This is a genomic window from Desulfosporosinus youngiae DSM 17734, from assembly GCF_000244895.1.
Taxonomy (GTDB): domain Bacteria; phylum Bacillota; class Desulfitobacteriia; order Desulfitobacteriales; family Desulfitobacteriaceae; genus Desulfosporosinus; species Desulfosporosinus youngiae.
Genome location: NZ_CM001441.1, coordinates 3,105,027 through 3,129,095, shown reverse-complemented (window position 1 = coordinate 3,129,095; position 24,069 = coordinate 3,105,027). Strand labels below are relative to the sequence as shown.

Below are 24,069 nucleotides of genomic sequence, written 5' to 3'. Positions count from 1 at the left end.
TCTCTAAAATGTCTGCCAAAAAGGGAGAGTTTCTCAAATGCATATAAGGGACCATTGGTTCGCCGTTGTTAATCCGCACTCTGCCAATGGCAGCACTCGAAAACGATGGCCACACTATTTGAAACGACTACAGGATGAAGGCTATCTTATTGATTTTGTTTATACATCTAAGCCTGGAGATGCAACCCGAATTACTCAACAGGCCTTGAATAACGGATGTACCCATATCATCTCGGTCGGTGGAGACGGGACTATGAATGAAGTCGTCAATGGTTTCTTCTCTAATGACCAACTAATCAGTTTGGAGGCTGAACTTGCCGTTTTTTCCCATGGTACCGGATGTGACTTTATTCGTTCATTACAAATTCCAAGAGGGATTGAGGGTTTTGTTGGAGTTCTGAAACAAGGTCGAAAACGGATGGTCGATTTGGGAGAAGTCTTGTTTTATAATGACCAGGGGCAGCAGGTTCAGCGTTACTTTCTCAATGTAGGAGACGTAGGTTTAGGCGGAGAAACGGTTGCGCGCGTCAATCGGCAAAGCAAGCTGCTCGGAGGTAAATTATCCTTTCTGATTGGATCCGTACTAAGCATCCTTTCTTATCGCAATAAAGTTATGAGCTGTGAAATTGATGGAAAACTAATCTGTCATGGTCGGCTCAACAGTATTATGGTAGCAAACGGCCGGTATATTGGCGGCGGGATGATGATTGCGCCGCAGGCCGAGCTGGATGATGGGTTGTTTGATGTGGTTGTATTGGGTGATTTTTCTGCCTGGACCATCTTGCGGCATATTCCAAAGATCTATAGGGGAACTCATCTGAGAATCCCCGGGGTCAGTGTGCAGCGCGGCCGTTCTGTTGTCATTACTTCAGATGAAAGGATTTTACTGGATATTGACGGAGAACAACCCGGTCAAGGCCCCATTGAATTTAGACTTAAACCGGGTATCCTTCGTTTATGGGGATGATAAAGAATAATTAAACAGGGATAGTTAATTCATAGGGCTTATGAATTAACTATCCCTGTTTCAGCAGAGTATCCTCTAACGCTGTTTTCAGTGGGAATCTGAGAGTGCCCTGAGGTTTGGAATAGTGGTAAATAGTTTTGAGTCGAAGGTCAATATTGGTCAAGAAAATGTCTGACCAATATTGACCTTCGACTTAAAAAAGACTATAATTTTAATAACAAGGAAAATACTCTATATAATCAGAATTAGATAAGCTGAGATTTTATGTCTGTTTACAAAGATAGTATGTTTATAAACCATCAGTAATATGAGGTGAGAGTATGGATTTTAAAGATTATTACGCAAGCCTGGGTGTTTCACCGGATGCGGATGATAAAACTATCAAGAAAGCTTACCAGAAACTAGCCAAAAAGTATCATCCGGATGTTAACCCGGGGGACAAAAACGCTGAAGAAAAATTCAAAGAGGCTACGGAAGCTTACCAAGCGATTAGTGATCCCGAAAAACGACGCAAGTATGATGAATTAAGACAGGATTATCAACAATGGCAGGCTCGCGGAGGGCGCGGAAATTATAATTGGGATCGTTGGCAGTCTAATCCAGGTGGAGGCGGCGGGGGTTTTACCTACACCATGTCTCCGGAAGATTTTGCCGAAATGTTTGGCGGGACGGGGAGTTCGGGTGGATTTAACTTTGGCGGGGAAGGATACTCGGATTTCTTCTCAACTCTCTTTGGAGGAGGCGGTCCTCATGCAGGACGGCCACGCCCAGGTCAGGACGTTGAAGTTGATGTTCAAGTGACTCTTGAAGAGTCTTATACAGGAACGACCAGGTTAATTCGAAGCGGTGAGAAACAAATCGAGGCTAAGATTCCAAAAGGGGTTCGGACCGGTTCCAAGGTACGCCTGACAGGTCAAGGCGGTCCTGGGATTTCAGGGGGACCGGCGGGAAATCTCTATTTGATCATAACGGTTAGTCCACATTCTCATTTTGTCCGAGAGGGAGATGATTTGAGGGTTGAAATTCCGGTCGATTTCTACAGAGCCGTTTTAGGAGGGGAAGTAAGTATCCGGACTCTTAGCGGGGAGGTCCTGCTCAAGATACCACCACATACCCAAAGTGGCAAAAAGTTTCGCCTAAAGGGAAAAGGTATGCCAAAGTTAGAAAAACCAAGTCAGCAAGGAGATCTCTTCGCGGTCGTGTCCATTGTATTACCTGAAAACATGAGCGATCAAGAGATTTCTGCCCTGCATGACCTGGCAGCTAAAAGAGGAGTTATTGTCTAAAGAAATGAAAAATTCATCTGTTTAACTAGCTTGAAAAGGAGTGAAAGATTATGTCATTTGATACCAACCGTTTTACCCAGAAATCCCAGGAAGCAATCACAGGTGCCCAAACAATGGCGGAACGCAACGGGAACAGCCTGGTTGAGCCCGAACATCTTTTACTCTCCTTATTAGAGCAAGGAGAGGGTGTCGTTCCTCAGGTACTGACTAAGATAGGGATCGCAGTAGGAGCACTCATCCAGACTGTGCGGCAGGAAATTAACCGCTTTCCCCGTATCAGCGGCGGAAATGTGCAATTAAGCATCTCCCCCCGTTTAAGAACGGTCTTAGTAGCAGCTCATGATGAGATGGCTCCCTTTGGGGATGAATATGTTAGTACTGAGCATTTGTTGCTCGGTATTTTAGAAAAGGCCGGAGGGTTTGTCGAACAAATCTTCAAGAAAGTCGGTTTGAATCGGGAAAAGTTACTTCAGGCTTTACGTGAAGTCAGAGGAACCCAACGTGTTACAAGTCCTAATCCTGAGGGTACCTACGCTGCTTTGGAACAGTATGGACTTAACTTAGTGCAGCAAGCACGGCGCGGAAAGCTTGATCCGGTGATTGGACGTGACGAGGAAATCCGCAGAGTGATCCAAACTCTATCCAGGCGTACCAAAAATAACCCCGTCCTTATTGGGGAACCGGGGGTTGGTAAAACAGCCATCGTCGAAGGTTTAGCCCAGAGGATTGTCAGGGGAGATGTTCCGGAGGCAATCAAGGATAAACAGGTGATTGCCCTTGATCTGGGAACCTTAATTGCCGGAGCGAAATACCGGGGAGAATTTGAAGAACGTCTGAAAGCAGTGCTTAAAGAAATCCAAGATCGTCATGATGTCATCTTATTTATTGACGAATTGCATACGGTTGTTGGGGCCGGAGCTGCCGAAGGAGCAATGGATGCCAGTAATATGCTTAAGCCGATGCTTGCTCGCGGAGAACTCAGTATGCTTGGGGCGACCACTTTGGCAGAATACCGCAAGCATATAGAAAAAGATGCTGCGCTCGAACGGCGTTTTCAGCCAATTATGGTGGAAGCGCCCACAGTACAAGATACAATTTCAATATTGCGTGGCCTTAAGGAACGCTATGAAACCCATCATGGAGTTCGAATAACCGATGGAGCAATTATTGCTGCTGCTGTTCTTTCAGATCGTTATATTAGTGATCGTTTCCTCCCGGATAAGGCCATTGATTTGATTGATGAAGCTGGGGCACGCATGCGGATGGAAATTACCAGTGATCCTTATGAGTTAGATCAGATTAAACGTCGAATAATGCAGCTGGAAATTGAACGAGAAGCTTTGAAAAAGGAAAAGGATGACGCCAGCAAGGAGCGCTTAGCAAAAATCGAGGAAGAGTTAGGTAACCTTAAAGAAGAGCGTTCTGGAATGGAAGCTCAGCTGCAAGGGGAACGGGAAATTCTGATTCGGATTCAACAACTTAAAGAAGACGTTGATCGTTCTCGTACGTTGATGGAACAAGCCCAGCAGCAATTAGATTATAATAAGGCGGCGGAGCTTCAGTATGGCATAATCCCTAATTTAGAGAAAGAACTGAAAGCTGCGGAAGAAAAGCTGCAAGTTAAGCAGAATAGTTTATTAAAGCAAGAAGTGGTCGAGCAGGATATTGCGGAAATTGTAGCAACTTGGACCCATGTTCCGGTTTCCAAACTTATGGAAAGTGAAATGCAAAAGCTTGTCCGTATGGAAGAACGAATTCATCAACGGGTTATTGGGCAGGAAGAAGCTGTTAAAGCTGTCTCCGATGCTGTACGCCGGGCTCGTGCCGGACTGCAGGACCCCAACCGCCCTTTAGGGTCCTTCCTTTTCTTAGGCCCTACGGGAGTTGGAAAGACTGAACTGTCAAGAGCATTGGCAGAGTTTCTCTTTGATGATGAACAAGCAATGGTGCGGATTGACATGTCCGAGTATATGGAAAAGCATACTGTCTCACGCTTGATTGGAGCCCCTCCCGGATATGTAGGGTATGAAGAGGGGGGACAACTTACAGAAGCTGTTCGTCGTAAACCCTACAGCGTCATTCTCTTTGACGAAGTAGAGAAAGCGCATAGTGATGTTTATAATGTTTTATTGCAGCTTTTAGATGATGGAAGATTGACCGATGGTCAGGGTCGTATTGTCAACTTTAAGAATACGGTTGTTATTCTAACCAGCAATATTGCCAGCCCGACGATTCAGGAACTGACCCAGCGCAACGCGTCGAAGCAAGAAGTCCGCACCGCTATCAATGAAGAACTTCGGCACTATTTCCGTCCGGAATTTCTGAACCGTCTTGACGAAACTATTGTCTTCCATCCCCTTGGACGTGAGCATATTGGGCAAATCGTTGAGATTCAGCTTGGTCAGTTACGTCAACGTTTAGGTGAAAGCAAACTCACGATGGAACTGTCGGAAAAGGCCAAAGCACAACTTACCAACGAGGGATATGACCCTATCTACGGAGCCAGACCTCTTAAACGTGTGATCCAGCAACGTTTGCAGAATCCTTTAGCCCTCAAACTTTTGCAAGGAGAATTTATGCCAGGGCAGGAAATCCTGGTCGATATCGATGAATTCGGAAATTACTCGTTTACTGTCAGAAAAGAGTCAGTGACATTTGAAGGAGTTTAATTTGATTGAAACGCAAAAGAGAGAAGAGAGCCTGGAATTTCGGCCTCTCTTCTCTTTTTTGTACTAAAATCTCAATTCCAGCCTTTGAAAGATTACTTTGATCTGGAACTTGGCTTCTCTTCGGCACTGAATGTATAATGTAGTTAGCTAAGTCAAAAAGTAAAGCGAGGAGAATTAGGTGCCCCATAACAGATTGATTAATTTCCCCATTTGGCAAGGAAAAGCAGGGGAAGGGCGGTGTCAGATTTCATTATTTCTCCAGGATACTGGAAATGGGCTGAATGGCCTTCTGACCGGCGGAGAAAAACCCCATGTCGGCGGAGTCGTTCTGGCGCTTCCCCGTCCCAGTCTCAGAGGGGAAGGGTGGAGCGCAGACGTTTATATCACACCGGTGCCTGGTCATAAAGATGTCGATGTTGCACGAAAGGTGGCAGCTTTATTAGCATGTGAACTCCGCTGCTCAGTCGTTGTGACCGCTGGAATTCATTCGGACAATCTTTCCCCGGAAGAACTGAGCCAGATAATTTGCCATTGTGAAACACTGACTCAAGATGCCTTAGCTGCCCTGAAGTAAGGGTTAAGATTTTAATAAGAGGTGACACTGTGCACGCAAATTTACGACAGTTTATTGAAACCCTCCAACGAGAAAAGCAGATTGTGGAAATAGAAACAGAGGTTGACCCATACCTTGAATTGGCAGAAATCCATCGTCGTGTCATTGAGGAAGAGGGGCCGGCTTTGCTCTTTAAGCGAGTTAAGGGAAGCCCTTTTCCGGTAGTTACAAATCTATTCGGAACCCGCAGGCGTGTCGATCTCGCTGTCGGGCCAAAGCCTGAGGACACAGTACAACGAGCAGTATCGGCTTTGCATCGCTTGCTGCCGCCGAAGCCCTCTGTACTTTGGCAGGAAAAAGATTGGATGCTTTCTTTAGCTAAGACTGGACTGCGCACGATTAATCCGAAGCATGCTCCGGTTCTTGAGATACGGGAAAGCTCAGTCGATTTAACCCGGCTTCCGGTACTAACGAGCTGGCCTGATGATGGAGGCCCGTTTGTCACCTTGCCCTTAGTCTACACAGAACATCCTGTGACAAGAGAACATAATTTGGGAATGTATCGTATTCAAATACATGAACCATCCCAAACCGGTATCCACTGGCAGATTCATAAAGGGGGCGGGTTTCACTATCATGAAGCCGAACTTCTGGGGCAGGATCTCCCTACAACGCTTTTCCTGGGGGGGCCGCCGGCCTTGATTCTTTCTGCCATAGCACCACTCCCGGAAATGCTGCCTGAGCTAATTTTCACTTCTTTTTTAATGGGAGAAAAACTAAGCCAAGTTAAAGTGCCTACCCATTCCCATGCTCTGATCGCTGAAGCTGAGTTTGCTATATGTGGAACTGTACCGGCCCATGTCCGCAGACCGGAAGGTCCGTTTGGTGATCATTATGGTTATTATTCATTAACCCATGATTTCCCGATCTTTAATGTACATACTGTTTACCACCGCCGGGATGCTATTTATCCGGCTACAGTTGTAGGAAAACCCCGGCAAGAAGATTATTTTATTGGAGAGTACCTGCAGTCCTTGCTTTCTCCGATGTTTCCAGTTGTTATGCCGGGAGTTAAAGCACTCTGGACGTATGCCGAAACAGGTTTTCATGCTTTGGCGGCTGCTATAGTACGAGAAAGTTATCACCGTGAAGCACTGGCTCATGCTTTTCGTATTTTAGGGGAAGGGCAGCTCACCTTAACCAAGTTCTTGATCATTACGGATGTTCAGCTTGACTTACAAGATTTTAGAAACCTTCTCGAAACTGTTTTGGCCCGCTTTGAACCGGAAACTGATCTCTTAATCTTAAACGAAACATCCATCGATACCTTGGATTATACAGGCCGGCGGCTCAATCATGGAAGCAAAGCAATAATGCTGGGCCTGGGGCCTTCTAAAAGAGATTTGCCTCGTGAGGTCAGGGAAAATACACTACCCGGGGTCTTGGGGATCAAGCCATTCTGTGCAGGCTGCCTGCTCATCGAGGCTCCTTCATTTACCAGCTCGCCTGGGCTTGCCGATGATGTATTGCAGCATCTCCAAAAGGCTCCTTTCCAAGATTGGCCGCTGGCGATTTTAGTCGATGACCTAACTCTTGCTCTGAACACTCCTGGCTTTCTCTGGCAAGTCTTTACCCGCTTTGATCCAGCCCATGATATCTATGCTTCGACAGAGATGCTTAATCATCGTCTGGTATACCATGGTCCGATTCTAATTGATGCACGGATGAAACCAGGATATCCTGGCGAAGTCGTTCCCGACGAAGCGACAGTAAACCTTGTCAATCAGCGCTGGAAAGAGTATGGACTAACTGATTGTCTTTAAGATCAATTTTTATATCACTAAAGGCAGAATTACTTGATCACTAACCTAGATCAAGAATTCTGCCTTACTATTCTATAATCTGAAAAGCTTTCGGAAGTTGGTTCACTTGATTAAGTCCTTTATCATATCCAAATATTGAACAGCCTGTTCAACAATAGTTTGGAGCTCTGCTTTCTGCTCGGTTAATTCTTGTATTTGTGCCTCAAGTTGGACAATCTCCTTGCGCTTTTCAATGAGTAATGTTTCAGTTTCCATTTCTTCGGCTTCCTTAAGACGTGTTGTTTCCTTAAGGATTGTTTCACTTTCGTTGCGAGTTGATTGCAAAAGTTCTTCAGCTTGCTTAGCAGCATCCTCTTTAACCTGCTTAGCGATTCTTTGAGCACTGACAAGCGCATCTCTAAGGTCTTTTTCGATCTGTTCATAGTCCTTGAGGCGATTTCCCCATTCTAAGTTCTGTTCTCTTAAACTATTGATTTGTAAACGTAATTCTTTATTGACAGCATTTGCTTCGGATAATTGACGTTCATTTTCAGCCCATGCCTGGTCAACTTCATCTGAATCATACCCACGGAAAACCCGCTTAAAGTCTGGCGCCTCCAAATTCATTTCCTCCATTTCCATAATTCAATTATAGGAATTGCCTCCTTTTTCTTTCCAGTTTAACTTATTAAGATCCTATCTGTCCAGATAATACGCTTTTGAAATCTTTAAACGAGTTTATTTATGAAAATAGAATAATTTGAGGTTTTTTTACACATCCTGAAACTGTTATGTAAATTAGTTTTTAAAAAGGAGGGATCTAGATGCAACTGAATGAGATGGAAATGAAAAAAGTCCTTGACCAAGGTATGTTAACCAGAAGTATCATTGAAAATGATACCGCTAGGAAAAAGTGCCAAATGTATACTGAACTGGCGAAAGACCCAGCTGTAAAGGGATTTTTTAAAGAACAATCTAAAGCTTTGGACGATGTAGTAGGATACTTTAAAAAGGGTATGATAGAGCTTCAATAGAAAGGAGGGTTCGAAATGACTAGTCAATTTACGGATTTAGATATGCTTTATGATTACGAAAAAGATGCTGCGGCCGCGGCAATGGGATACATGACCTTAGCCACGCGTGCTCATCATGCTAATCTAAGAGATATATACTTACGCTTAGCCAACGAAGCAACGAATGCCCATAGTAAAGTCAGCAAATTGATTAATCAAAGCGGTGGTATTGCCTAAATTTAAGCGTAAATAAAGAACCGGGAACAATAGAGTTCCCGGTTCTTTATTTTGCTGGTCAGAATTGCCCCTACGGATGGCATTTAACCGGCAGCTTGTTGAGAGCGGTAGAGCGCTGTTTTATGGCGAATGCGCTGGAGAGCATTGTCTAATGACTTGGGATGAAGCCCTAAATGCTCTGACAGTTCGCGTTGTTTAAACCCTTGTATGAAGTAGTGTTCAAACACTAAGCGTTCAAGATTCGACATGTTTTTATTTAAGTCTTGAATCATAGTGTTGATCTCATCATTGGCGATAACCGTTGATGCCGGGTCCTCAGCGTTTGGCAATAATTCCAGGAAGCTTGTTTCCTCAGACTCAGAAATAACATTATTAAGGGAATAAGCTTCATTGAGATTAGTGTGTTTTTGGCGAGTATACCTGCGCAGGCTATCAATGAGTTTGCGTTTAATGACCATTCTTAAAAAATGAAGGAAGGGAATTCCTGAATCATCGTCGTAAGATCTTATGGCCCGATATATCGCAATCCGTCCTTCTTGAATGAGGTCATCATAATCTGCTCTAGGCAAAAAATATTTAGACGCGATCAAGCGAACTTCGGGTTCATAATGTTGAATTATCTCATTTAAGGCATCCTTATTACCCGAGCGCGCTGCTTCAAGCATGCTAGTTTCCATGTCTTGGGCGCTAATGTTCGAAGTCATAGCACTCAACTCCTTGTCAAAGAATAGGCAATTACTTATAGAGTGTAATAAAGATTATGCCATTTGACAAGGATATTTTGGTGGACAGTAAACCATGTTATTCCAGTAAATTAATAAACTTATGATCTTACCTTTATAATGATTTGATCAAGTTTGCAGTTTCAATGGCTGTCATAGCGGCATCAAAACCTTTGTTTCCTGCTTTTGTTCCTGCCCGTTCAATCGCCTGCTCAATACTGTCAGTTGATATGACGCCGAAAATTACTGGTACCCCGGTTTGTAAGCCTACTTGAGCAATTCCCTTGCTAACTTCATTACTGACAAGTTCAAAATGGGGAGTTGCACCCCGAATTACGGCTCCCAAGCAAATTACCGCATCATAACGCTTGGAAAGTGCCATCTTTTGTGCAATCAGGGGGATTTCAAAGGCTCCCGGGACCCAAGCCAGTTCAATATCATTTTCAAGAACACCATGACGGTGGAGAGCATCGACTGCACCACTTACTAATTTGCTTGTAATAAACTCATTAAAACGAGCAGCGATAATACCAATCTTTAGTCCTTGAGCAATTAAATTTCCTTCAAATGTTTTCATTTCTTAAATCATCCTTTCTATAATGCCAGAGGTTGATATCACTTACCTAACCATGCTTCAGGTACAGGGATCTTATTGAACACCTGTCAAATAGTGTCCCATCTTTTGTTTTTTTGTGCATAGATATTTAGTATTTTCAGGCTTGCAGCCTATCTCTACGGGGACTCGTTCCACTACGTTCAGCCCGTATCCTTCAAGGCCAACGATTTTCCGTGGATTATTCGTCATTAAACGGACTTGGGAGATACCGAGGTCCGCTAAAATTTGGGCACCTACACCGTAGTCGCGTAAGTCCTCCGGAAATCCTAAGGCAAGATTAGCCTCGACCGTGTCTTTTCCTTCTTCCTGAAGTTTATAAGCTCTTAGTTTGTTTAACAATCCGATTCCGCGGCCTTCCTGACGCATATAGAGCAAAACCCCGCGTCCTTCACGTTCAATTTCTTCCATCGCAGCAGAGAGTTGATCGCCGCAGTCACAACGTCGTGAGTGGAAAACATCCCCGGTCAGGCATTCAGAATGAACCCGAACGAGTACTGGTTTCCCGTCATCCACTGTCCCTTTGACCAAGGCAATATGTTCATCTTTATCGAGAACGCTGAGATAACCTATAGCACGGAAGTCCCCGAAACCAGTGGGAAGGTTAATGCTTTCAACCCTCTCGATGAGTTTTTCGGATTGTCGGCGATAACTAATCAGATCCTTAAGCGTTATTAATTTCAAATTATGTTTCTCTACAAAAATCTGTAAATCCGGCACTCTGGCCATTGTTCCATCTTCATTCATAATCTCGCAAATCAGACCTGCCGGTTTAAGTCCGGCAAGACGGGCCAAATCAACGGCACCTTCCGTATGACCGGCGCGAACCAAAACTCCGCCTTCTCGTGCCTGGAGCGGAAAAATATGTCCGGGGCGCTGTAAATCGGTGGGTTTACTTTGAGGATCCACCAAAACTTTAACCGTTTGCGCACGTTCAAAGGCGGAAATTCCGGTAGAACTCATAACAGAATCAACACTTACGGTAAAGGCTGTACCATGAGGATCGGTATTGTTATTCACCATTTGTTGAAGCTCCAGGGCTTGGATTCGCTCTCTTGTCATCGGAACGCAGACTAATCCCCGTCCATAGGTAGCCATAAAATTAATGGCCTCCGGGGTTGCCAGTTCGGCAGCCATAACCAGATCTCCTTCGTTCTCACGGTCCTCGTCGTCCACCATAACCACCATTTTACCTTGTTTAATATCTTCCAAGGCTTCTTCTATCGTGTTAAATGCCATATCATTCACTCCTCAATTAATTTCATTGCTAACAACCTGTTTAAATAAATCCATGCTCAGCTAAAAAACCTAGTGAAAGATCCTGCTTTTTATTGTCTGCTTTCCCATTAAGCCCCATGAAACGAGCAACATATTTACCGATGAGGTCTGTTTCAAGGTTAACGCTGTCACTTAACCCTTTTAAGCCAAGTGTGGTTTCCTTAAATGTGTGGGGAATCAGAGAAACTGTAAAATAATCTGCTTCTACATCTATAATGGTCAGGGATATTCCATCAATTGCAATGGAGCCCTTCGGCAGCATAAATGAAAGAAGTGCAGGGGGGGCGTTGATTTCGTAAACATTGGCAATGCCCCAGGGTACAATCCGGCGAATACTGCCAACCCCGTCGACGTGCCCGCTAACTAAATGTCCGCCTAAACGAGTTTGCAGCTGTAAAGCCCGTTCCAGGTTAACATGGCTGCCGCTCTTTAGTTCAGCCAGATTGGTTTTTACTAATGTTTCAGCCATTACATCCACTGTAAATTCACGATCACTTAACCGAATGACGGTTAAACAGACTCCGTTAATGGCGATGCTGTCACCGATCTGAGTGCCGTTTAAAACCTTTTGGGCTTGAAGGGTAAGTTGTCCTGAGTCTGGTAAAAGACGAAGGGCCCGAACTGTGCCCAGTTCTTCGACAATTCCAGTAAACATATATCTCCTCCCTAATGCATCTTCGCACTGTGCGTTGATACATTCATTGCTTGAAGTTTGAAATGTATCCGGTAACATGAAGGTCACCTGTGTGCATATCAAAACTGAGATTGTCCAAGGTTACAGCCTCCGACATGGCTTTGATATGAAGACCCGAAAGGGGAGAAGGGCCGGTTCCGCCAACAAATTTGGGTGCGATAAATAGTTCTGCTTTATCTATCAGCTTATTTTGCAGGAGTGTACCTGCCAGCCCGCCGCCTCCTTCGAGTAAAACACTTATCCAGCCGCGAAGTACAAGATCACGCAGCAGTTTTTCAAGTGGGACATGACGTTCAGTTTTATATTGCCAGACTTCAACCCGTTCAAGGCTTTGCAGGCGTTGAACTTTCTCTGAAGATGCAGCCAGTGTGGTCGCAATAATACAAGGACTGTGCTTAGAGGAGGTCAGTACCTGTGCCTTCTCCTCCAGCCGTAATTTTCCGTCAACAATGAGTCGAACAGGATCTTTTCCATGGGGAAGACGGCAGGTAAGAGCAGGGTTATCTTGAATGACGGTTTCACTCCCAACCAGGATAACATCATATGCATCCCGAAGCTGATGTACATAATGGCGGGAGGACTCATTGCTTACCCAGCGCGAGTCTCCGGTCTCGGTGGCAATTTTCCCATCGAGGGTCATTGCTGTCTTGTAAACAATGAAGGGTAAACCCGTCGTAATTGATTTAAGGAAAATTTCATTGGTACGTTCAGCTTCATGCTGCAAAACTCCCAGGTCAACTTGAATTCCGGCTTCTCGCAGTCGTTCTGTCCCCTGACCCGATACTAATGGATTGGGGTCTTGCATGGCTACAACAACTCTCTTGACGTTGGCTCGAATCAAGGCATCGGCACAGGGAGGAGTTCGGCCGAAATGTGAGCATGGTTCTAAAGTTACATAAGCCGTAGCGCCGGACGCTTGATCTCCTGCCGCAGCAAGGGCGTGTACCTCTGCGTGAGGAGTCCCTGCTTTGTGGTGATATCCTTCTCCAATAATCTCATTATCTTTAACGATAACACATCCTACTAAAGGATTTGGACTAGTTCTGCCTGTTGCTTTGGCTGCTAACTCAAGCGCTCTTCTCATGAACTGTTCATCTTTAAGAATTGAAGGACTTGATTCGTGCATTAGAGTTTCCTTTCTTTAATTTCAGATTTAGTTTCTCCCAAAGAAAAAAATAGAAACAAAAAAACACCTGTCTCTCTCCAGGTGTCTTAAACAAGGACGCAGCTTAAATAAGCGTTCATCACGCTATAAAATAAAACTAGCTGTTCCTCTTCTCATCCAGACTTTTACTGTCGGCCCTGGAATTTCACCAGATCTGCCAAAAGGCTCGCGGGCTTTACCGCCGGTAGGGAATTTCACCCAACCCCAGAGGAGTATTGTGATTATTGAATTGTTTATAGTTTACTCCAGGCGATCGATTTACGCAACCCTATTATTTTCCGTGTAAAGCGAGAAACTCATCCCGCAATAAACCCATAAGAATGGCATCATGATAATTTCCCAGCACGAAACGAGCTTCACGTTGCCGGCCTTCGATCTTGAAACCGACTTTTTCATAGGCTTTAATTGCCCGGATATTTTCGTCCCAAGTATCTAAGGAAATTCTATGAAAATTCCATTGGTTAAAAAGAAAGCGCACGAATACAATTAAGGCATCTGTGCCATATCCTTTCCCCCAATAGGATTTATTGCCGATTACTATATACAGAGCAGCTGATTGGCCGGGGATATTAATGTCTTTAAAACCTATGGTACCAATAAGGAGATTATTTTCATCCAGAACAGAATAACGATAAATGTCCGGAGATCCATCAAGGAATTTAAGAGCTATTTGATCTTTATTGAGAAGAGTATTTAACGGCCAAGCTCCACTAGCCCAAAGATTAACATCCGGATCATTATACCACTGGTATAGTTCTTCGATATCATCTTCTTCAATAGGACGAATGGTTGTTTTCTGGCCTCGTATCATTATGAAGAACTCCCTCAATTATAATTAGTATGTTCAATAACAGACATTCTATCATTCTTTTCAGATTATGACCATCTGAAAAAAGATCTTCTAAAAAATAATTTGAATAATATGCAGACCTCAAAGCCAGGCAGCTTAGCCCACAGGATAAGATAAAGGGTTTCCTTGCCGGAAACCCTTTAATTGCAATGGTCGGGGCGACGGGATTCGAACCCACGGCCTCTTGGTCCCGAACCAAGCGCGCTACCAAACTGCGCTACGCCCCGAATATTTAAGAACGATTATCATATTAACAAATCACGCTTAGCCTGTCAACCAATATATAAACTTTTATTCTTGATAAACAATATTTTCACTATGAAATTGTTTGTCATTTGATGGGCTTTAGATTGCTACGGAATTTATTTTAAGATATACTTTATACAAGCATATACAGATGTTTCCAAGGTGTTTGATTCATGAGGGAGAGAAGATAATTGAGTAAAATAGGGATCGTGATGGACTCTACCGGATATTTGCCAAAAAATATCTTGGAGCAATTTCAAATTCGTGTTGTGTCCCTTAATGTTAATATCGGGGACGAAACCTTCTTTGAAACGGAATTAACCAATCAGATTTATTTTCAAAAATTAAGTCGGATTTCAGGCTTATCTACTACTTCCCAACCTTCTGTGGGTACGTTCTTAGAAACTTATGAGTCCCTGTTTTCAGAGGGGATCGAGGATATTGTAAGTATTCATATTTCTTCGGCTATAAGTGGGACGCTGCATTCAGCCCAAATGGCGAAAGAACTTGCCTCTAATTCAAATATTCATATTTTTGATTCTAAATCATCTGCTCTGGGTCTTGGTGTATTGGCATGGGCTGCAGCTGAATGGGCTCAGCAAGGTAAGAAGGTTTCTGAAATTATGGAAGGGTTACAGAGCTTGATGCAACAGACTGAAATGTATTTTATTGTCGATACATTAGAAAACCTAAGAAAAGGCGGACGGATTGGCGGAGCGGCAGCTCTTTTGGGAACATTGCTCCAAATAAAGCCGATTCTTTACTTTAATAATAATGCCCAAATCGATGTTTTTGACAAGGTTCGTTCACGGTCACGTGCTTGGCAGCGTGTCATTGATGAATTAACCCGGGCATTATCGACAGGAAAACGTTATCGAATTTGCGTTATGCATGTTAATATTCCTGATGTGGGAATGGAATTACTCGACGAACTTAAGGATCGTTTTCCAGGGCATGAAATAGGTTTATTCGAAGCTGGACCTGTCATCGCAACTCATGTAGGTACAGGCGCTTTTGGACTTACATTTCATCCTTGGCCTTTAATTAACTAAAAGTTTAAACGTTAATCTTAAAAATACCCTCACTCTAAAAGTGGGGGTATCTGTTATGCCCTTTTACTATGCTCTATTGCATAGTATTCGTAATTATCCTATTCTAAACTAGAAAAGAATGGGAGAAAGTTAATTATTAGTCACAAGGACTATTATAGCCTGGTAGGAAACCCAAAAATAAATGGCCGGTAAATTACATCTGAGAAGAATTTAATTCTTCAGAATATACTGAAAATTAAACAAATTTAAATATTCAAAATTCGGGGCTTGTTATAGGTTTCTTTAATCTTGTAATTTCAAATTTTTAGAATAAAATAAATATTAAATTCAGAAATTTTTGCAGGATTTAGCAAAGAAAAAAAGAATATATAATTATTAATAAAATAGCAAGATTGTTATATTAGTCGTAAATTTAAATGCTATAAAGGAGTGAGGTCCGTTGAAAATAGCAATTTCTGGCAAAGGTGGAGTCGGAAAAACCACATTTGCTGCAAATTTTGCCCAATGGCTATCAAACAAAAAAATAACAGTCTTGGCAGTTGATGCTGATCCAGATGCTAGCTTGGGGACGGTCCTGGGAATCTCCGATGAAGTTCTTGCCAATCTTAAGCCGATCGTTGATATGAAAGAATTAATTGAAGAGCGTATGGGTGGGAGTGGAACCTACTATCCGCTTAATCCTAATGTCGATGATATATTAGATGATTATAGCATTCCTTTGGGAGATCTAAGGTTTTTTCGGATGGGTAACATTAAAGGGGGAGGGACCTCTTGTTACTGCAAGGAAAACAGCTTCCTTCGAGCCTTGGTCAATTCATTAATACTGGGGGAAAAAGATACTGTCATTCTAGATATGGGTGCAGGGATTGAACAGCTTACCCGCGGAACAGCCTTGGGTGTCGATGTTCTGGTCATTGTTACTGAACCGTCTAGGGTAAGTGTTCAAACAGTAAAAGTTATCCAACAATTGGCAGGGGAGTTGGGTATTCCTCGTGTAGTTGTGGTGGGCAATAAAGTTCGTAATTCTAAAGATGAAAAGTTTCTTAGAGACCACATTCCTTCAGAACAGCTTGTTGGCATAATCCCTTACAGTGACGAGCTGTTAGAAATGTCCTTAAATACAGGATGTGTGGAATTGCCCGGTGGGTCTCTGGGAGTCGAGCTCAATACAATTTATCAAAGAATTGTCGATGAAGGGAGATGACAGAGGTTTTCGTAGTAGAGATGTGAGTATTTGTATGTAACGAGATCTTAATAAAGAGGAGGGTGTAATATGCCTAGATATCGGGATTTAACCCATACCGCCCGACCATCAGACGCTCCAAGAGTCGTCGATGCCAAGAATCCCATTCGTACAACTGACCCCGGTGCCCTGCAAATGTTAGAAATGATTAAGGATAAAAATATTGAGACGGTCTATGATCGGGTAGTTGCTCAACAACCACAATGTGCGTTTGGATACAAAGGAATATGTTGTCGTATTTGTATAGCAGGTCCATGTCGGGTCAAAAAAGATGACGGTCCTGGAAGTCGTGGAATTTGCGGAGCTTCTGCTTATACCATTGTATCACGTAATCTTGTTCGAATGATTGCAGGAGGAGCCGCATCTCACTCCGAACATGCTCGCCATGTTTTGCATACAGCTCATGCGTTAGTCGACGGACATGCCGACGATTACGAAATCAAATCCCCCGCGAAGCTTCATAAATTAGCTGAAAAGCTTGGTGTCGCCACTCTTGATCGTGAAGATAAGGATATTCTGAGAGACGTTGTAGAGATCGGTTACGCAGATTTTGGACGTTACCAGGATCGGCCGTTAGCCTTTTTAGACTCCTTCATGACAGAGGGACGCCGTAAAAAATTCCAGCACACCAATGTTATGCCCAGGAATATTGACGGTTCTATTACAGAGCTGATTGCCCAAACAGCTATGGGTGTTGATAGTGATCCGGTAAATATTATCTTCGGAGGACTGAAAAGCGCACTTGCAGATTTAGGTGGGGAATATATCGGAACAAATCTGAGTGACGTGTTGTTCGGAATACCACAGCCTATCGTTTCAGAAGCAAACTTAGGTGTAATAAACCCGAAAATGGTAAATATTGCCGTTCATGGTCATAACCCTGTTCTTAGTGAAATGGTTGTTGCAGCCGCAAGAGCAATGAAAGAAGATGCTGTAAAAGCAGGGGCAGAAGGAGTCAATATCGTCGGGATCTGCTGTACCGGTAATGAATTGCTCATGCGTGAAGGCGTGTATTTAGCAACATCGTCCGCTTCACAGGAAATGGCTATTTTGACGGGTGCCTTAGATGCAATGGTTGTGGATATTCAATGTATCTACCCTGCAGTTCAAACCCTTGCCGAATGTTATCATACTAAAGTTATTACTACCGAAGCGATTATGAAAGTTCCCGGTGCTCAACACATCGCCTTTAATACCACCTCAGCTATGGAGGATGCCAAGAAGCTTATTAGAATCGCTATTGAAGCTTATAAGAATCGTGATCCTAAGAAAGTTTCTATTCCGAACGAAAAGCATAAGCTTGTGGCTGGTTTCAGCGTAGAAGCGCTGACGGAAATTTTCTCTAAGATAAATCCTGAACGTCCAATCTCCGTATTAACAGATGCAATCCTGAGCGGACAACTCAAAGGGGTCTGCTTAATGGCTGGATGTAACAACCTTAAACGAGCTCAAGATGAATCCCATAATATTGTCTTAAAAGAGCTTGTCAAAAATGACGTTTTAGTCATTTCGACGGGTTGCTCTTCAGGAGCCTTTGCTAAATTCGGTCTAATGTCGCCCTTAGCGGTCGATGCTTATGCCGGCGAAGGACTAAAATCATTCATTCAAACCTTGGAAGCCGCAAACCCGCAATTGGCAACTGGTCTTCCGTTGGTATTCCATGTTGGCTCCTGTGTGGATAACAGCCGCGCTGTAGATTTAGCTGTTGCAATGGCGAATGAACTAGGGGTCGATATCCCTAAAGTTCCGTTTGTTGCATCTGCTCCGGAGGCTATGCATGAAAAAGCTATAGCAATTGGAACTTGGGCTGTCACAATGGGATTCCCAACTCATGTTGGTTCTTTGCCTCCTGTTGAGGGAAGTGACCTTATCTATGGAATTACGACCCAAATCGCTCATGATGTCTTTGGCGGGAACTTCATTTTTGAAGTCGATCCTGTTATTGGTGCGACTAAACTCATAGATGCTTTAGAGTATAGAACCTGGAAGTTAGGTATTCACAAGCAAGCAGCGGAGAAAAACGATACAGCAATAGCCCAAGGTTGGTAAGAAAGGAGGAATGTATATGTCTATGGAGGAAATTTACGCAGGCGCAATTAAGGATCCTAATAATCAACCCAAAAAACTTTTACGCAGAGCGTTTGACGGCACCACTATTGCTATGACTTATGCTGAAATTTTATTGAATCGTGCAATCAAAGACTATGGTACGGAGCAAGAGGTTGGCTATCCGGATACTGCATATCATCTCCCGGTTATCACCTGTCTTTCCGGAGAAAAGGTGACCAAATTGGGTGAGTTGGTTCCTATTCTGAACCGCATGCGCAGTCAAATCCGCACAGATCTCACCTTTGAAAACGCTCGGCTTTGGGGTGAATCTGTATTATATGCTGCAGAAATTATTGAAACACTTCATTATTTGCGTGGAGATGAGCCAAAAGTCAAGCCTTGGACTGGATTCTTAGGTGATCCGATCGTACGGAAACATGGGATTAAGATGGTTGACTGGACCATTCCTGGTGTTGCTGTAATTCTTGGCCGCGCAAAAGATTCTCAATCCGCTAAGAAAATTGTTGATAATCTAATGGGCAAAGGATTTATGATCTTCCTCTGCGATGAGGTTATTGAGCAATTACTCGAAGTAAACGTTAAAATTGGTGAGGATTATATTGCTTTCCCTCTAGGCAACTTTACGCAGATTATCCATGCTGTTAACTATGCTTTCCGTGCAGGTCTTGCTTTCGGTGGTATTCCAGCCGGAGAACGTGAAAACCATCGTGATTATCAGCGCCGTCGGATTCGGGCTTTCGTTCTTAACCTTGGTGAGCTGGACGATGTCAAAATTGCGGCCTCATTGGGTGCAATTTTCATGGGCTTCCCTGTCTTAACCGATCAAGTGCTCAGTGACGATATGCAAATTCCTGATTGGTATGTCTCAGAGCCTGATTATGAGAAAATTGTTCCATTAGCTTTAGAAATTCGCGGAATTAAAATTACGAACGTTGAATTGCCAATTCCGGTTAACTTCGGTCCGGCATTTGAGGGTGAGACCATTCGTAAAGGGGATACTTACGTCGAATTTGGCGGCGGACGTACCACAGCTTTCGAACTTGTCCAAATGGTTGGACCTGAAAATATCGTTGACGGTCAGGTCACGGTAATAGGTAACGATATTGATACTGTTCCTGAAGGAACCAAACTTCCTTTAGGTATTAAAATTGATATCTATGGACGAAAAATGCAGGCAGACTTTGAAGGGGTTTTTGAACGTCGAATTCACTATTTCGCAAACTATGGTGAAGGAGTTTGGCACGTTGCACAGCGTGATTTGTGCTGGGTGCGGATTTCTAAAGACGCCAGAGCAAAAGGCTTCTTAATGAAACACTTTGGGGAACTATTGATTGCTAAGTTAAAAGAGGAATTCCCGGCTATTATTGACCGTGTCGAAGTAACGATCATGCTTGACCAGGCTGCGGTAGAGGAAGGCCTTGTCCAGGCACGTGAACGCTATCGTGCGCGTGACGACCGGATGAGGAGCTTAACCGATGAGTCTGTCGAAGACTTTTACTCCTGCTTACTTTGCCAATCCTTTGCACCAAACCACGTTTGTATTGTTACCCCTGAACGTGTCGGTTTGTGCGGTGCAGTGAGTTGGTTAGATGCTAAAGCATCTCATGAGATCGCTCCAAATGGACCAAACCAACCTATTCCTAAAGGACCGGCTATTGATGAATTAAGAGGTATGTGGCAATCCTGTAATGAGTATCTGTATAAAGCTTCGAACAATACCTTAGAGGAAGTTAACCTTTATACATTAATGGATAGACCAATGACCTCATGCGGTTGTTTCGAAGCGATCATGGCTATCGTTCCGGAAGCTAATGGGCTTATGCTTACAACACGTGAACACTCGGGAATGACTCCTTGTGGTATGACATTCTCCTCATTAGCAGGAACCTGCGGCGGTGGGATGCAAACCCCAGGATTCATGGGAATTGGAAGAACTTATTTGCTTAGTAAAAAATTCATCCCTGCAGACGGCGGGATTGCCCGTATCGTTTGGATGCCCAAAGAATTAAAAGAATTTATACGGGAAGACTTTATTCAACGATCCATCGACGAAGGTTTGGGAGCAGACTTCATAGACAAAGTTGCTGATGAGTCAGTCGGCAGTACAGTAGAAGAAATCCTTCCTTTCCTTGAGGAAAATGGACATCCATGTTTTGCCCTTGACCCACTAATGTAATTTTTCCCAGACGACAAGGTCCCACGATAATTTTCCAGGGGCCTTGATTGTCTGCGATATCCTAGATCGACTTAGAAAGGGGATTTAAAATGGCTCTTACAGGTTTAGAAATCTATAAACAAATGCCTAAGAAAAACTGCGGAGAATGCGGTGTGCCAACTTGCTTAGCTTTTGCTATGGCCTTGGCCTCGGGGAAAGCATCTTTAGACTCTTGTCCATATGTCACTGATGCTGCCCGCGAGAACTTGGATTCCGCTTCGGCTCCTCCGATCAAAGCCATAAAATTTGGAAAAGATTCTGTTCTCGGAGACGAAACGGTTCTTTTCCGTCATGATAAGACCTTCTATCACCCAACGACATTATTGATTTATGTTGCTGACAGCCTAAGTGATGATGAGTTAACTGCCAAAATTCAGGAAATCAAAGGCTTGGAATTTGAGCGCGTCGGTCTTCAATACTCTATGGATGGTGTAGCCATTGTTCAAGAATCCGGAGATGCTGCACGTTTTGCAAAAGTAGCGGCAACTGTGGCAGAAGCTACTGATAAATCCTTAGTATTATTAAGCAACGATCCGGAAGCAGTGAAAGCAGCTCTTGCGCCTTTGGCATCCCGCAAGCCTTTAATTGGATCAGCAACTGCCGATAACTACGAAGCAATGGTCAACCTGGCTAAAGAAAACTCAGTTCCGGTTATTATTAAAGCAGAGGGCTTAGATGCTTTAGAAGAACTTGTCGTTAAAGCCCAAGGCTTGGGGTATAAAGAATTCGTCCTGGATCCTGGTTCGAGAAAACCTGTTGATACCTTAGCAAATCTTACTCATATACGGCGTTTAGCTATTAAGAAAAAATTCCGCCCATTAGGTTTCCCTGTTATTGCCTTTACAACCAAAGCAGAGCCAATGGAAGAAATCATGGAAGCTACTGTTTATGTGGCTAAATATGCCAGTGCTGTTGTGTTAAAGACCAGCGCCAAAGCTCATGTTCTGCCATTAATGACTTTGAGACAAAACATCTACACTGACCCTCAAAAACCAATTCAGGTTGAACCAAAACTGCATAGTGTGGGTAATGTTGATGAAAATTCACCATTCTATATTACGACAAACTTCTCCTTAACCTACTATAGCGTCGAAGGCGAAGTTGAAACCTCCAAAATTCCCAGCTATATTTTACCGATCGATACTGATGGCACTTCTGTTCTCACTGCTTATGCTGCTGGTAAATTTGAACCAGAGAAAATCGTTGAAGCAATGAATGCCAGCGGAATTGCAGATCGGGTAAAACATCGCAACATTATCATTCCAGGCTATGTTGCCGTAATTTCGGGAAAACTTTCTGAACTGTCCGGTTGGAAAACTATTGTTGGGCCTCGTGAGTCCAGCGGAATTGTATCATTCTCGAAAACTTTATCTTAATAATTCTGGTGGATACATTACTCTAAATGCTATGTTGAGAAAAGGCTGTTTAACTTGCAAATAATATCTCGATGGGATTTCTTGGTGAAGTAAGGAAGTGAAAGCGATGTCCCAATTTCAAATTAAATTCATGCCTGAGAACCGCGTCATCGAAGCTGAACATGGTGCATCCCTGCTTAGTGTAGCCGCAAAAGCCGGAATCATGATCAAATCCGGGTGTGGTGGAAAGGGAACTTGTGGAGCTTGTAAAGTTGAAATTATAAGTGGGGACCCCATAGTAAACGGCACAGGTAATTTAACGCCTGAGCAGCTTTCTAAAGGAATTCGTCTGGCCTGTAAAACGTCGGTTCAAGGAGATATGACCGTTGAAGTACCTCCTGAATCTAGGTTGCAAGAACACCAAGTGTTGTTGGGGGATGCCCCAAAAGGCATCATACAGGAAAGTGAACATGATTTACTCGAGAAATTTGGGCGTCAACCTTTAGCGTTAAAGCAAAGAATTTCACTTTCCAAACCTACTTTGACGGAAAATTCCAGTGATTGGGCACGACTGAGTATAGAACTTCGCCGCGCGCTAAAAACTGGAGATAAACCCATCCATATTCCTTTATCCGTACTCAAACATTTGCCTGAATCACTTCGCAAAGCAAATTGGGATGTATCTGTAACTATGACTGATACAGAAGCTGAGTTAACTGTTACACACATTGAGCAGGGAAATGATGTCCCCCCTTATGGGCTTGCTGTTGATATTGGTACCACGACAGTCGTTGTCTATCTTATTAATCTTTTGACGGGAGAGATCGTTGATCAGCAGGGTACCTATAATAAACAAGCAAAATATGGGGATGACGTTATAACTCGGATTGTATATGCAGTTGAAAGCGAACAGAACTTAATAGAGATCAGGGATGCTGTTGTTGGAACCGTCAATGGTCTGCTGGATAAGATTCTCGCTCGCCAGTCCTTAAGTAGTAAGGATATTGCCAGCGCAATGGTAGCCGGAAATACGACTATGACTCAATTGTTCCTGGGTGTGGATCCGCGCTATATTCGCCTGGAACCCTATATTCCTACTATGACAACCGTTCCTTCATTCTCTGCTCAGGAGATTGGTCTCCATATGCTGCCAGAGGCGTTGGTACATTGTTATCCCTCAGTCGCAAGTTATGTTGGAGGAGACATTGTTGCCGGAACATTGGTGACGGATTTAGCCAATGGGGAAGATATTATACTGTTTATCGATATTGGAACAAACGGGGAAATTGTGCTCGGCAATCAGGATTGGCTTGTTTCTTGCGCTTGTTCTGCAGGTCCAAGTTTTGAAGGCGGCGGTATTACCTTTGGTATGCGAGCTATGCCAGGGGCAATTGAACGGATCTTCATTGATCCTGAAACCTTGGATGTATCCCTTAAAGTGATCAATGACCAGACACCTGTAGGTATATGCGGATCGGGGCTTGTGGATTGTATGGCCAAATTACTCGGCGCGGGTATTATTGACCGGGCAGGGAATTTCCAGTTAGGACACAAATCAGGCTCACAGCGAATACGAGCTACCGCTGATGATAAAGAGTTTGTCCTGGCTTGGGCTCATCAAGCCGGTGGAGAAAAAGATGTGGTCATTACTGAAAATGATGTTAAGAATGTTATTCGTGCTAAAGGCGCCATCTACGCCGGAATCCGATCATTACTGAATATGGTCGCAGTGGATATTGATATGATCAGCAGGATTGTCATCGCCGGCGGTTTTGGCAATTACCTTAATATCCATGATGCTGTTCAAATTGGACTGCTTCCAGATCTTGAACCAGAGCGGTTCGAGTTTATCGGAAATGCATCCGTCAAGGGTGCAAGGCTAGCATTACTTTCTCAGAATGCGTGGCGGGAAGCAGAAGAATTGGGACGGAAAATGACCTATGTCGAGCTTTCAGTGGGAGCGACCTATATGGACGAATATATGGCTGCCTTGTTTTTACCTCATACGGATATGAACTTATTTCCATCTTTTCAATAAC

The 24,069-nt window shown here is 43.6% G+C and carries 20 protein-coding genes, 1 tRNA gene and 1 riboswitch; of the genes, 13 read left to right on the top strand and 8 right to left on the bottom strand.

What is annotated here, in order from left to right:
• Window positions 1-37: 37 nt before the first annotated feature.
• From DESYODRAFT_RS14485 to DESYODRAFT_RS14465, 5 genes are all read left to right on the top strand, one after another.
• Entirely contained in the window at window positions 38-967 is a 930-nt protein-coding gene (locus DESYODRAFT_RS14485) for a diacylglycerol/lipid kinase family protein (RefSeq protein WP_007784249.1), read from the top strand.
• 320 nt (window positions 968-1,287) lie between these two features.
• Entirely contained in the window at window positions 1,288-2,253 is a 966-nt protein-coding gene (locus DESYODRAFT_RS14480) for a DnaJ C-terminal domain-containing protein (RefSeq protein WP_007784248.1), read from the top strand.
• 50 nt (window positions 2,254-2,303) lie between these two features.
• On the top strand, window positions 2,304-4,922 hold the full coding sequence (gene clpB, locus DESYODRAFT_RS14475) for an ATP-dependent chaperone ClpB (protein WP_007784247.1): 2,619 nt from the start codon (window positions 2,304-2,306) through the stop codon (window positions 4,920-4,922).
• Between the two features lie 178 nt (window positions 4,923-5,100).
• Window positions 5,101-5,496 (top strand): prenylated flavin chaperone LpdD, encoded by a 396-nt coding sequence (lpdD, locus tag DESYODRAFT_RS14470; RefSeq protein ID WP_007784245.1) that lies wholly within the window; start codon window positions 5,101-5,103, stop codon window positions 5,494-5,496.
• 29 nt (window positions 5,497-5,525) lie between these two features.
• Complete coding sequence (locus DESYODRAFT_RS14465) at window positions 5,526-7,298, top strand: UbiD family decarboxylase (RefSeq protein ID WP_007784244.1); 1,773 nt, start codon at window positions 5,526-5,528, stop codon at window positions 7,296-7,298.
• A gap of 102 nt (window positions 7,299-7,400) precedes the next feature.
• Here the strand turns inward: DESYODRAFT_RS14465 and DESYODRAFT_RS14460 are convergent, their stop codons facing one another.
• A complete protein-coding gene (locus DESYODRAFT_RS14460) occupies window positions 7,401-7,904 on the bottom strand; it encodes a DivIVA domain-containing protein (RefSeq protein WP_427854294.1) in 504 nt (167 codons plus the stop codon).
• Window positions 7,905-8,101: 197 nt separating this feature from the next.
• On the opposite strand from DESYODRAFT_RS14460, the gene DESYODRAFT_RS14455 reads away from it, so the two are divergent.
• The gene (locus DESYODRAFT_RS14455; protein WP_007784241.1) at window positions 8,102-8,311 is read left to right on the top strand and encodes a hypothetical protein; all 210 of its coding nucleotides are present in this window, start codon (window positions 8,102-8,104) and stop codon (window positions 8,309-8,311) included.
• Window positions 8,312-8,326: 15 nt separating this feature from the next.
• Window positions 8,327-8,527, top strand: a complete 201-nt coding sequence (locus DESYODRAFT_RS14450; RefSeq protein ID WP_007784239.1) for a spore coat protein — start codon at window positions 8,327-8,329, stop codon at window positions 8,525-8,527.
• A gap of 83 nt (window positions 8,528-8,610) precedes the next feature.
• Here DESYODRAFT_RS14450 and DESYODRAFT_RS14445 read toward each other — a convergent pair whose 3' ends face one another.
• From DESYODRAFT_RS14445 to DESYODRAFT_RS14415, 7 genes are all read right to left on the bottom strand, one after another.
• On the bottom strand, window positions 8,611-9,231 hold the full coding sequence (locus DESYODRAFT_RS14445; protein ID WP_007784238.1) for a sigma-70 family RNA polymerase sigma factor: 621 nt from the start codon (window positions 9,229-9,231) through the stop codon (window positions 8,611-8,613).
• Between the two features lie 133 nt (window positions 9,232-9,364).
• The gene (gene ribH, locus DESYODRAFT_RS14440; RefSeq protein ID WP_007784236.1) at window positions 9,365-9,826 is read right to left on the bottom strand and encodes a 6,7-dimethyl-8-ribityllumazine synthase; all 462 of its coding nucleotides are present in this window, start codon (window positions 9,824-9,826) and stop codon (window positions 9,365-9,367) included.
• Window positions 9,827-9,898: 72 nt separating this feature from the next.
• Window positions 9,899-11,101 (bottom strand): bifunctional 3,4-dihydroxy-2-butanone-4-phosphate synthase/GTP cyclohydrolase II, encoded by a 1,203-nt coding sequence (locus tag DESYODRAFT_RS14435; RefSeq protein ID WP_007784234.1) that lies wholly within the window; start codon window positions 11,099-11,101, stop codon window positions 9,899-9,901.
• Between the two features lie 40 nt (window positions 11,102-11,141).
• Window positions 11,142-11,795, bottom strand: coding sequence for a riboflavin synthase (locus DESYODRAFT_RS14430; RefSeq protein ID WP_007784232.1), 654 nt, complete (start codon window positions 11,793-11,795; stop codon window positions 11,142-11,144).
• Window positions 11,796-11,838: 43 nt separating this feature from the next.
• On the bottom strand, window positions 11,839-12,960 hold the full coding sequence (gene ribD, locus DESYODRAFT_RS14425) for a bifunctional diaminohydroxyphosphoribosylaminopyrimidine deaminase/5-amino-6-(5-phosphoribosylamino)uracil reductase RibD (RefSeq protein ID WP_007784231.1): 1,122 nt from the start codon (window positions 12,958-12,960) through the stop codon (window positions 11,839-11,841).
• 140 nt (window positions 12,961-13,100) lie between these two features.
• A riboswitch (FMN riboswitch) is annotated at window positions 13,101-13,215 on the bottom strand.
• Window positions 13,216-13,270: 55 nt separating this feature from the next.
• Window positions 13,271-13,810 (bottom strand): GNAT family N-acetyltransferase, encoded by a 540-nt coding sequence (locus DESYODRAFT_RS14420; RefSeq protein WP_007784230.1) that lies wholly within the window; start codon window positions 13,808-13,810, stop codon window positions 13,271-13,273.
• Between the two features lie 189 nt (window positions 13,811-13,999).
• A tRNA-Pro gene (locus DESYODRAFT_RS14415) sits at window positions 14,000-14,076 on the bottom strand.
• Window positions 14,077-14,286: 210 nt separating this feature from the next.
• Here DESYODRAFT_RS14415 and DESYODRAFT_RS14410 point away from each other — a divergent pair.
• The 6 genes from DESYODRAFT_RS14410 to DESYODRAFT_RS14385 all read left to right on the top strand — a co-directional run bounded on the left by DESYODRAFT_RS14410 (window position 14,287) and on the right by DESYODRAFT_RS14385 (window position 24,068).
• Complete coding sequence (locus DESYODRAFT_RS14410; protein WP_007784229.1) at window positions 14,287-15,147, top strand: DegV family protein; 861 nt, start codon at window positions 14,287-14,289, stop codon at window positions 15,145-15,147.
• A gap of 439 nt (window positions 15,148-15,586) precedes the next feature.
• Window positions 15,587-16,351 carry an ATP-binding protein gene (locus DESYODRAFT_RS14405; RefSeq protein ID WP_007784228.1) on the top strand — a complete coding sequence of 255 codons (765 nt, stop codon included), beginning with the start codon at window positions 15,587-15,589 and terminating at the stop codon, window positions 16,349-16,351.
• A gap of 69 nt (window positions 16,352-16,420) precedes the next feature.
• The gene (cooS, locus tag DESYODRAFT_RS14400) at window positions 16,421-18,439 is read left to right on the top strand and encodes an anaerobic carbon-monoxide dehydrogenase catalytic subunit (RefSeq protein ID WP_007784227.1); all 2,019 of its coding nucleotides are present in this window, start codon (window positions 16,421-16,423) and stop codon (window positions 18,437-18,439) included.
• Between the two features lie 16 nt (window positions 18,440-18,455).
• On the top strand, window positions 18,456-20,636 hold the full coding sequence (gene acsB / locus DESYODRAFT_RS14395) for an acetyl-CoA decarbonylase/synthase complex subunit alpha/beta (protein WP_007784226.1): 2,181 nt from the start codon (window positions 18,456-18,458) through the stop codon (window positions 20,634-20,636).
• A gap of 89 nt (window positions 20,637-20,725) precedes the next feature.
• The gene (gene acsC, locus DESYODRAFT_RS14390; RefSeq protein ID WP_007784224.1) at window positions 20,726-22,051 is read left to right on the top strand and encodes an acetyl-CoA decarbonylase/synthase complex subunit gamma; all 1,326 of its coding nucleotides are present in this window, start codon (window positions 20,726-20,728) and stop codon (window positions 22,049-22,051) included.
• A gap of 106 nt (window positions 22,052-22,157) precedes the next feature.
• Complete coding sequence (locus DESYODRAFT_RS14385) at window positions 22,158-24,068, top strand: ASKHA domain-containing protein (protein ID WP_007784222.1); 1,911 nt, start codon at window positions 22,158-22,160, stop codon at window positions 24,066-24,068.
• Window position 24,069: the final 1 nt, after the last annotated feature.